General features: G+C 64.8%; 6 protein-coding genes and 1 pseudogene. 4 read left to right on the top strand and 3 right to left on the bottom strand.

What is annotated here, in order from left to right; genetic code table 11:
• Together carB and ACEN88_RS17055 are read left to right on the top strand one after the other, a co-directional pair.
• A pseudogene (gene carB, locus ACEN88_RS17060) lies at window positions 1–585 on the top strand (carbamoyl phosphate synthase large subunit); the annotation flags it as partial.
• 30 nt (window positions 586–615) lie between these two features.
• Complete coding sequence (locus ACEN88_RS17055; protein ID WP_413341415.1) at window positions 616–2343, top strand: methyl-accepting chemotaxis protein; 1728 nt, start codon at window positions 616–618, stop codon at window positions 2341–2343.
• 64 nt (window positions 2344–2407) lie between these two features.
• On the opposite strand, the gene ACEN88_RS17050 is transcribed toward ACEN88_RS17055, so the two are convergent.
• The 3 genes from ACEN88_RS17050 to ACEN88_RS17040 all read right to left on the bottom strand — a co-directional run bounded on the left by ACEN88_RS17050 (window position 2408) and on the right by ACEN88_RS17040 (window position 7517).
• Window positions 2408–2941: a DinB family protein gene (locus ACEN88_RS17050; protein ID WP_413341413.1), complete on the bottom strand. Its 534-nt coding sequence runs from the start codon at window positions 2939–2941 to the stop codon at window positions 2408–2410.
• Window positions 2942–3009: 68 nt separating this feature from the next.
• Window positions 3010–5820 (bottom strand): valine--tRNA ligase, encoded by a 2811-nt coding sequence (locus tag ACEN88_RS17045; protein ID WP_413341411.1) that lies wholly within the window; start codon window positions 5818–5820, stop codon window positions 3010–3012.
• Window positions 5821–5942: 122 nt separating this feature from the next.
• Entirely contained in the window at window positions 5943–7517 is a 1575-nt protein-coding gene (locus tag ACEN88_RS17040) for a S8 family serine peptidase (protein WP_413341409.1), read from the bottom strand.
• A gap of 290 nt (window positions 7518–7807) precedes the next feature.
• Here ACEN88_RS17040 and ACEN88_RS17035 point away from each other — a divergent pair, with 290 nt between their 5' ends.
• Both ACEN88_RS17035 and ACEN88_RS17030 read left to right on the top strand, forming a co-directional pair.
• Window positions 7808–8446, top strand: coding sequence for an ANTAR domain-containing response regulator (locus ACEN88_RS17035; RefSeq protein WP_413341407.1), 639 nt, complete (start codon window positions 7808–7810; stop codon window positions 8444–8446).
• A 61-nt stretch (window positions 8447–8507) separates the two neighbouring features.
• A complete protein-coding gene (locus ACEN88_RS17030; RefSeq protein WP_371766092.1) occupies window positions 8508–9614 on the top strand; it encodes an S-(hydroxymethyl)glutathione dehydrogenase/class III alcohol dehydrogenase in 1107 nt (368 codons plus the stop codon).
• Window positions 9615–9783 lie beyond the last annotated feature (169 nt).

Raw genomic sequence — 9783 nt, 5'->3', positions numbered from 1 at the left:
CTTGCGCTCGTGGCGGCGGCCGCGGCCACGATTCCCGAGCGCCGCCGGCACGAGCGCAAGCGCGTGGCGGGTGCCGAGCCGCTGAAGGTGTTCATCCGCCAGCCGTTCACCGAATCGGACGCGCGGCAGCAGCGCATGATCAGCGACATCATGCACCTGATCGACAGCGCCAACGGGGCACCGTATGCGTTCGATTACCTGACCGGCACGCAGGCCGAAAGCGCCCTCACGTTCAAGCACTCCTTCGAACGCGAGCAGCACATGCCGTTCACGCCCCGGAACTTCCGCAACCACCGCCTGGGATTGCTGGACCACGCGGACGTGATGATCAACATCCGCGTCGGCATGAGCGAAAGCAGTGCCTTCGAACTGAGTTACCACATCTTCAAGGGACGGCGCACCCCGGTGCTGTTCCTTGTGTGGAAAGGCGCACCGATCAAGACGACCCTGATCCGCGAACTCGAGGACCTGGTCGACGTGACGTACGTCGAATTCGACGAGGTGGAGGAGCTGCGCGCGTCCATCCACCAGTTTTTCAACAGCCGCCGCTTCGATGGCGTATCGAGCCGCGCGCTAAACGATTAAGAACGCCGAGGAATGAAAATGTTAAATAATATGAAGATTAAGACGCTCGTCGTGACGGCATTGAGCTTGCTCGTCGCGATGATGCTGGTGATTGGTGCCATGGGCTTGTACGGCGCGGACCGGTCGGTCGGCCTGATCCGCCACGTGATCCTGGCGGACCAGAAAAGCGCGTACGACCAAAAGTCGATCCGCCTCGACATGGAGCTGGCGCGCAGCCAGATCCTCCAGGCCTTGCAGCATAACCCGACGCTGTCCTGGTCGCAGCTGCATGACCACGCGCTGACCGTGCATTTCACCCAGATCGACGCCCTGGCGAACGCCACGAACGAGAAGTGGACGAAGTACAGCGGGTCGATCGGCAATGCCGCGGAAAAGCGCCTGGCCGACGAATGGTTCGCCAAGAGCGATAATCTGGGCGTGGCGCATATCAAGGCGGCGGCCGACGCGATCCGGGCGGGTGACTGGGACGGTGCGGAAGCCATCCTGATCAAGAAGATCAATCCGTCGTACCGGGTCGGTGACGAAGCCATGGCGGCGCTCACGCGCGCGTCGAAGGAGCGCGCGGCCGCCAACGAGGCGGACGTCGCCGACAGCCTGCGCCACACCGCGTATTTTGCGGGCGGCGTGCTGTTGCTGGCCGCGCTGGTCGGCGTCGCCGTGGGCGCGGCGATGATCCGCGGGATCTCGGCGCCGCTCGGCGAAGCGACAGCCATCGCGTCCCGCGTTGCCGCGGGCGACCTGACCGGACGGATCGAGGTGCGTGGCAACAACGAAATCGGCACCTTGCTGGCGGCGCTATCCCAGATGAAAGCCAACCTGGCCGGTATCGTGGCGGAAGTGCGCACCAGTACCCAGACCATTTCCAGCGCCTCCTCCCAGATCGCGGCCGGCAACATGGACCTGTCGGAACGTACTTGCGGCCAGGCCAGTTCGCTGGAACAGACCGCCGCGTCGATGGAAGAGCTGACCGGCACGGTACGCCAGAACGCCGACAACGCGCGCCAGGCCAACCAGTTGGCGGTATCGGCGTCGGAAGTGGCGGTGCGCGGCGGCGGCCTCGTGGCGCAAGTGGTCGACACGATGGGTTCGATCAACGAGTCCTCGCGCAAGATCGTGGACATCATCGGCGTCATCGACGGGATCGCGTTCCAGACCAATATCCTCGCGCTGAACGCGGCGGTGGAGGCGGCCCGGGCCGGCGAGCAGGGCCGTGGCTTCGCCGTCGTCGCGTCGGAGGTGCGCAACCTGGCCCAGCGCTCGGCCGGCGCCGCGAAGGAAATCAAACAACTGATCGGCGATTCCGTCAGCAAGGTGGACAGCGGCGCGCGCCTGGTCGACGAGGCCGGTGTCACCATGAAAGAGATCGTCAGCGGCATCCAGCGCGTGACGGACATCATGGGCGAAATCACCCAGGCGAGCCAGGAACAGACTTCCGGGCTCGACCAGATCAACGAGGCGATCGGCCAGATGGATTCGATCACGCAGCAGAACGTGGCCCTGGTCGAGGAAGCCACTGCCGCCGCCACTTCGCTGCTGGACCAGGTCGGTGCGCTGAGCGGCGTCGTCGACGTGTTCGTGCTGGACGAGGTGCCGGGCCAGCGGGAACTTCATCGTGCGTCCGTCACGCGTCCGGGAACGAAGCCGGACGCCCCGGTGCGCGCACTGTCCGCGCCCGCGCGGCGCGCGACCGGCGCGGGTGCGCCGTCCGCCGTGAAGCGGACAACCGCGGTGGAGGACGAGGCGTGGGAAACGTTCTGATGGCGTAGGTGCGCGCGGGTTATGCGGCGCGCATCAATATGCCGCCGCGTAAGCGCCATCCGCGTCAAGCCACGTCCGGCAACAGCAGAAGGATGTCCGTCGGACCGACGTCGATGCCCATCTGCGAGAACAGCGTCGTGGCCTGGCCCCGGTGATGCGTCTGGTGGTTGAACACGTGCAGCAGGACGTCGCCCAGCCGCTTCGTGCTGGCGATGCCCTTCATCGACGTCCACGTGAACGCGCCGTCCAGGTGGGCGGGCGTCACTTCGGCGCTGAACGCGAGGATGGCGGCGTCCAGTTGCCTGCGCAACGCGTTCAGTTCGGGCAAGGCCGCGCATAGGCGCGCGTCCAGCGACGCCGGCCGGGGCAGCTCCTCCAGGCACTGCAGCGATGCCAGGCCCGGCACGCCGGCCGCGATGCGCTTGAACCAGATGAGGTCCGCGATCACGAGGTGGTTCAGCGTGCCGAAGACCGACCCGAAGAACGCGCCCCGATCTTCATGCAGGCGCTCCGCCGGCAGCGCGGCGGCCGCGCCGTACAGCTTCCGGTTCATCCATTCGTTGTAGGCGGCCAGTTGTGCGAAGTGGGAAGTCGTCATGAATGTGACCGATAAAAAAAACGCGCCGGTGTCGAGCCGGCGCGTCGTTCATGGGAGAACGTGCGACATCAGGCCGGCGGCAGCTTGGCGAACTGCTCGTTCAGCTTGGCCAGGGTGGCGCTGAAGTTGTCCAGGCGCTCGCGTTCCTGCGCGACGACGGCCGCCGGTGCGCGGGCGACGAAGCTTTCGCTGGACAGCTTGGCCGTAGCCTTGGCGATCTCGCCTTCGATGCGCGCGATCTCCTTTTTCAGGCGCTCGCGTTCGGCGGCGACGTCGATCTCCACCTTCAGCATCAGCTTGGTCGTGCCGACGATGGCGACGGCGGCCGGCGAATCCGGCAGCGTATCGACGATCTGCACTTCCGACAGCTTGGCCAGCAGCGCGACGTACGGCGCGAAGCCTTGTGCGGCCGCGCGGTCGGCATCGTTCGCCGGTTCGACGATCAGCGGCACGCGCACGGACGGCGACAGCTTCATTTCACCGCGCAGGTTGCGGGTCGCGTCGGTGACCTTCTTGAACTGCTCCATCCAGCTTTCCGCATCCGCGTCGATCAGCGACTCGTCGGCGATCGGGTACGGCTGCAGCATGATGGTGTCGCGATTTTCGCCCGATCCTTTGCCCGCCAGCGGCGCGACGGCCTGCCACAGCGCTTCCGTGACGAACGGGATGATCGGATGCGCGAGGCGCAGCACGACTTCCAGCACGCGCAGCAAGGTGTGGCGGGTGGCGCGCTGCTGCGCTTCCGTGCCCTGCTGGACCTGCACCTTCGCCAGTTCCAGGTACCAGTCGCAGTACTCGTCCCAGACGAAGCTGTAAATCGAATTGGCGATGTTGTCGAAGCGGTAGTCCTCGAAGCCCTTCGCGACGTCCAGCTCGACGCGGTTCAGGCGCGAGATGATCCAGCGGTCGGCCTGCGAGTAGTCGGCGACGTCCGGCTTGCCGCAGTCCTTTCCTTCGGTGTTCATCAGCACGAAGCGGGTCGCGTTCCACAGCTTGTTGCAGAAGTTGCGATAGCCTTCGCAGCGGCCCAGGTCGAAGTTGATGTTGCGGCCGAGGGACGCGTAGCTCGCCATCGTGAAGCGCACGGCGTCCGTGCCGAAGGCCGGGATCCCGTCCGGGAATTCCTTGCGCGTCGCCTTGGCGATCTTCTCGGCGGCCTTCGGATTCATCAGGCCCGTCGTGCGCTTGGCGACGAGCGATTCCACGTCGATGCCATCGATCAGGTCGATCGGATCGAGCGTGTTGCCTTTCGATTTCGACATCTTCTGGCCCGACGAATCGCGCACGAGGCCGTGCACGTACACGGTCTTGAACGGGACCTTGCCGGTGAAGTGCGCCGTCATCATGACCATGCGTGCGACCCAGAAGAAGATGATGTCGAAGCCGGTGACGAGCACGGAGGAGGGCAGGAACATCTCCATGTCCTTCGTCTGCTCCGGCCAGCCGACCGTCGAGAACGGAACGAGCGCCGACGAGAACCACGTGTCCAGCACGTCGTCGTCGCGTTTCAGTTCACCCTGGACGCCGGCGGCAAGCGCCTTCTGCTGCGCCTCTTCCTGGTTGCGGGCGACGACGACTTCGCCGTTCGGACCGTACCAGGCCGGGATGCGGTGGCCCCACCACAGCTGGCGCGAGATGCACCAGTCCTGGATGTTGTTCAGCCACTGGTTGTACGTGGTCGTCCAGTTCTCCGGAACGAACTTGATCTCGCCGCTCGCGACCTTTTCCAGCGCCACGTCGGTGATCGACTTGCCCGGGTTGTGCGTGCCTTCCGGCGCCGGCTTGCTCATCGCGACGAACCACTGGTCCGTCAGCATCGGCTCGATGACGACGCCCGTGCGGTCGCCGCGCGGCACCTGCAGCTTGTGCGGTTTGACCTGTTCCAGCAGGCCTTGCGCTTCGAGGTCGGCGACGATCTTCTTGCGCGCTTCGAAGCGGTCCAGGCCGCGGTAGGCTGCCGGCGCGTCGTCCGTGATCTTCGCCTCGAGCGTCATGATCGACGGCATCGGCAGGTTATGGCGCTGGCCGACGGCGTAGTCGTTGAAGTCGTGCGCCGGCGTGATCTTCACGCAGCCGGTGCCGAACGCTTTATCCACGTAGGAATCGGCGATGACGGGGATCTCGCGGCCGACGAGCGGCAGCTTGAGCATCTTGCCGTGCAGGTGCGTGTAGCGTTCGTCGGTCGGGTCGACGGCGACGGCGACGTCGCCCAGCATCGTTTCCGGACGCGTCGTCGCGACCGTCAGGTGGCCGCTGCCGTCCGCCAGCGGGTACTGGATGTACCACATCGAACCGTCTTCTTCTTCCGACACCACTTCGAGGTCGGAGACGGCCGTGCCCAGCACCGGGTCCCAGTTGACGAGGCGCTTGCCGCGGTAGATCAGGCCCTGTTCGAACAGGCGCACGAACACTTCGGTGACGGTCTTCGAGCGCGGCTCGTCCATCGTGAAGTATTCGCGGTTCCAGTCGGCCGAGGCGCCCAGGCGGCGCATCTGGCCCGTGATGGTGCTGCCCGATTTTTCCTTCCACTCCCAGACCTTCTCGACGAAGGCTTCGCGGCCCAGGTCGTGGCGCGAGATCTTCTGCGCGTCGAGCTGGCGCTCCACGACGATCTGGGTGGCGATGCCGGCGTGGTCGGTGCCCGGGATCCACGCCGTGTTGAAGCCACGCATGCGGTAGTAGCGGGTCAGGCCATCCATGACGGTCTGGTTGAAGGCGTGGCCCATGTGCAGGGTGCCCGTCACGTTCGGCGGCGGCAGCTGGATGCTGAACGACGGCTTGCCGTCGTCCATCGACGCGGCGAAGTAACCGCGCTGTTCCCATTCCGTGCGCCAGAATTGTTCGATGTCGACTGGCTCGAAAGACTTGGCTAATTCCATGATGTGGCTGTATAGGCTGTATGGGCTGAAAATGCGAAAACGACCATTATAGATGGATTACGCGGCCGTTAACGAAAAGGGACGCTCGTGGCGCCCCTTTTGTCGTGCTGCAAAGCGACGGATTATTTACCGCAGCCCAGCGCCTTGATGCGATCGTACGCCGCCTTGGCCTGCACCAGACCGTAGCCGTACTTCGTGTCGCGGCCGGCCGTACCCAGGTCGAGCGCGCTGTTGTCCAGCGACGTACGGATCTGGGCGCCCGTGCAGGTCGGGAAGTAGCTCCACACCAGTGCGGCGACGGCCGACACGTGCGGCGTGGCCATCGAGGTGCCGTCGAAGTAGGCGTAGTTCGATGCCTTCACGGCCACCGTCGCGCTCTGGCCCAGCTGGGCCTTCATCGCGGCGCCGTCCGTGTCGGAGGCGGTCAGCGACGGGATCGTCGTGACGGTCGTGCCCAGCGTGCCGCCGAATGCGCCCGCCACGTTGTTGTAGACGATCGCGCCCACGCCGCCGCTGTTCTGGCAGTTGGCGACCTTGGTCGCGAAGTCGACGGTGCCGCGCTGGATCAGGCAGACCTTGCCGGAGACGGACGAGTTGACGGTGTCGCCGATGCCGAAGTCGGCCAGCGGTGCCGTCGCGGTCTTGACGGGCGAGCCTTCCATCGCCGACGAGGCGTAGTTCGCCGAGCCGACCGTCAGTGCCGTGTCGACGCCGGTGCCCATCGGGACGGTCGACAGCACGGCCACACCGGGACCGGCGATCTCGACATCCTTGTTGTATTGCGAGAACGAGGCGACGACCTTGTTCTCGTCCACGGCCGCCACCGACATCACGCTCGTGTAGCCGGCCGGGTACGACGTCGTCGAATTGCCGTCGTTGCCCGCCGCCGCGATCGAGAGGACGCCCTTGGTCTGCAGGTTGTCGAAGGCGCGCTGTTCGGTGATGCTCCTGGCGCCGCCGCCCAGCGACATCGTGATGACGTTCGCGCCCGCCGCGCCGCACTTGTTGGCGGCATTGGCCAGGGTCGACGAATACGTCCACGCGCCATCCTTGCCGAACACTTTCACGATGTGCAGCTTGAGCTGCTTGTTCGGGTTCACGCCGACGACACCCAGGCCGTTGTTCACGCCCGCGATGGTGCCGAACACGTGGGTGCCGTGGTGGGTTTCGTCCGTGTACCACCAGCCCGTGCCGGAATCGTATTCGCCGGTGACGTTGGCGCCGTTGTCCTTCAGGTCTTCATGGCTGAAATCGACACCGGAGTCGATGATGCAGATCTTGCGGTTGCTCGTGTTCGCATCGGACAGCTGGTCGGCCTGCACCTGCTTGATGCCGTATGGCACCAGCTGGCCGGACGTGTACGGTACGCCGGTCGACGGTGTCGTCAGCGCGAACGGTTTGCGGATCACGTCTTCCTCGACGTACTCGACGTTCGGATTGTGCTGCAGGCCCTGCAGCGCGGCCGTCGGCACTTCGATGGCCATCGCGTTCATGTTGAAGATGTCCTGCTTGACCGTGCCCCGGGCGGCCGCGACGGCGGACTTGATGTTGGCAGCCGAGCCGGGTTTGAAGGCGACGATCACGCGGGTCGTGCCGGGCGCGGCCGACACACTTCCCGAGAACGCGACGGCCAGGGCCGCCATGCACAGCCCGAGGACCGGGACCATCTTCGATGCGCGAGTGTATTTCTGATTCATCGGTGTTTTCTCCGTCTAAGAAAATATGTATTGCAGCTGGCCTTGTGGACCGCATGCTTTTTGGTTGTCCGCTACCCGTATTGGGCAGCGAAAATCAGTTTATTTTGAGAAGTTATACATATGCAATCGGATTTCAATCGTGCGCAACAGTTGTTGCGTAAGCGCAGAGATTGTGAATTTCTTTGACGAGACGGCTTGTCAACGTGCTATATTTTTGGCGCGCCGCAGGCGCCCATGCGACCGCGCGCCGCAACGGTCGCGTGCAACCTCTCGCTGCGAGAACCATAACAATGAGCGCGTACCTGCCTCCCCGCCGGCTGATCTTGCTGGTCGACGACGATCCCCTCCTGCTCGATTACCTGAAAACCGTACTGGACCATTCCGGTTACGAGACGATGACGGCCGAATCGGGCGTCGAAGCGCTGCAGCGCGTGGCCGAGCGCGAAGCCGACATCGCGCTGGCCCTGCTCGACATCAGCATGCCCGGCATGTCCGGCCTCGACCTGGCGCGCCGCCTCAGGGAGCACACGTCGGTCGCGTTCATGTTCCTGTCGTCGGTCGACGATGCCGAGACGGCGCGCCAGGCCGCCAGCCACGGGGCCGTCGGCTTCGTCGTGAAGCCGGTCGATGCCGCGCGCCTGATTCCCGCGTTCGAATCCGCGCTGGCCCGCGCCGACGAGATCCGCCAGTTGCGCCGCACCGAAGCGAACCTGAACGCCGCGCTGGCGGCGGGCCGCGAGACGAGCCTGGCGGTGGGGCTGCTGATGGCGCGCTACCAGACGGACCGCAACACGGCGTTCGAGGTGCTGCGCGACCATGCGCGCTCGAGCCGGCGCAAGATCAACGAAGTGGCGGAGCAGCTCGTGGCGGCGGAGGAATTACTTAACGGCCTGCACGGGGCGTTCGCGGGACGGTTGAAGGCAAAGTAGGTTTTGTGCCGGCTTGGTATCATGCCGAACATTCTTTCATCATCTTCCAGGGACCGTAAACATGAAAACCAGGGCCGCGATTGCATGGCAGGCAGGGAAACCGCTGACGATCGAAGAGGTCGAACTCGAGGGCCCGAAGGCGGGCGAGGTGCTCGTCGAAGTCAAGGCGACGGGCATCTGCCATACCGACTACTACACACTGTCCGGCGCCGACCCGGAAGGCATCTTCCCGGCCATCCTGGGCCATGAGGGCGCGGGCGTCGTCGTCGACGTCGGCCCGGGCGTGACGAGCCTCCGTAAAGACGACCACGTCATCCCGCTGTACACGCCGGAATGCCGCCAGTGCAAATTCTGCCTGTCGCAAAAGACGAACCTGTGCCAGGCCATCCGCTCGACGCAGGGCCGCGGCCTGATGCCGGATGCGACGTCGCGCTTCTCGCTGGACGGCAAGCCGATCTACCACTACATGGGCACGTCCACCTTCTCGAACTACATCGTGGTGCCGGAAATCGCGCTGGCGAAAGTCCGTTCGGACGCCCCGTTCGACAAGATCTGCTACATCGGCTGCGGCGTCACGACGGGCATCGGCGCCGTGATCTTCACGGCGAAGGTCGAGGCGGGCGCGAACGTCGTCGTGTTCGGCCTGGGCGGCATCGGCCTGAACGTGATCCAGGCGGCGAAGATGGTCGGCGCCGATAAAATCATCGGCGTGGACCTCAACCCGGGCCGCGAAGAGATGGCCCGTAAATTCGGCATGACGCACTTCGTCAATCCGAAGGAAGTCGAGAACGTCGTCGACACCATCGTCCAGCTGACGGACGGCGGCGCGGACTACTCGTTCGAATGCATCGGCAACGTCACGACGATGCGCCAGGCGCTGGAGTGCTGCCACAAGGGCTGGGGCCAATCGATCATCATCGGCGTGGCGGAAGCGGGCAAGGAAATCGCGACGCGTCCATTCCAGCTCGTTACGGGCCGCGTGTGGAAAGGCTCCGCGTTCGGCGGCGCGCGCGGTCGTACGGACGTGCCGAAGATCGTCGACTGGTACATGGAAAACAAGATCAATATCGATGATCTCATCACCCATCACCTGACGCTCGACCAGATCAACGATGGCTTCGACCTGATGAAGAAGGGCGAGTCGATCCGGTCGGTCGTGGTGTTCTGATCCCACCAACGTCCGCGTGGGCGGCAGCGCCCACGTTTCTTCCGTCTGTTCCGCGTTTCGTGCGGTCGGTATGTCGTGCGGGATCCCGCCGTGCTGGCGCAGCCGGCGCCGCAAGTGCAATCGATCAGCGCAGCGGCGCGACGAGGCAGCCGTGGGCATCCAGGCTGTC

Origin of the sequence: Massilia sp. CT11-108 (assembly GCF_047302915.1) — a bacterium.
Taxonomy (GTDB): domain Bacteria; phylum Pseudomonadota; class Gammaproteobacteria; order Burkholderiales; family Burkholderiaceae_D; genus Telluria; species Telluria orientalis.
The sequence above is the reverse complement of the archived record's forward strand: the minus strand, read 5'-3'. Positions and strand labels throughout refer to the sequence as shown.

Bases quoted from the DNA above. Each gene is read 5' to 3' on its own strand.
- ACEN88_RS17055 (WP_413341415.1), top strand. From the start codon at position 616: ATGAAGATTAAGACGCTCGTCGTGACGGCATTGAGCTTGCTCGTCGCG.
- ACEN88_RS17050 (WP_413341413.1), bottom strand. From the start codon at position 2,941: ATGACGACTTCCCACTTCGCACAACTGGCCGCCTACAACGAATGGATG.
- ACEN88_RS17045 (WP_413341411.1), bottom strand. From the start codon at position 5,820: ATGGAATTAGCCAAGTCTTTCGAGCCAGTCGACATCGAACAATTCTGG.
- ACEN88_RS17040 (WP_413341409.1), bottom strand. From the start codon at position 7,517: ATGAATCAGAAATACACTCGCGCATCGAAGATGGTCCCGGTCCTCGGG.
- ACEN88_RS17035 (WP_413341407.1), top strand. From the start codon at position 7,808: ATGAGCGCGTACCTGCCTCCCCGCCGGCTGATCTTGCTGGTCGACGAC.
- ACEN88_RS17030 (WP_371766092.1), top strand. From the start codon at position 8,508: ATGAAAACCAGGGCCGCGATTGCATGGCAGGCAGGGAAACCGCTGACG.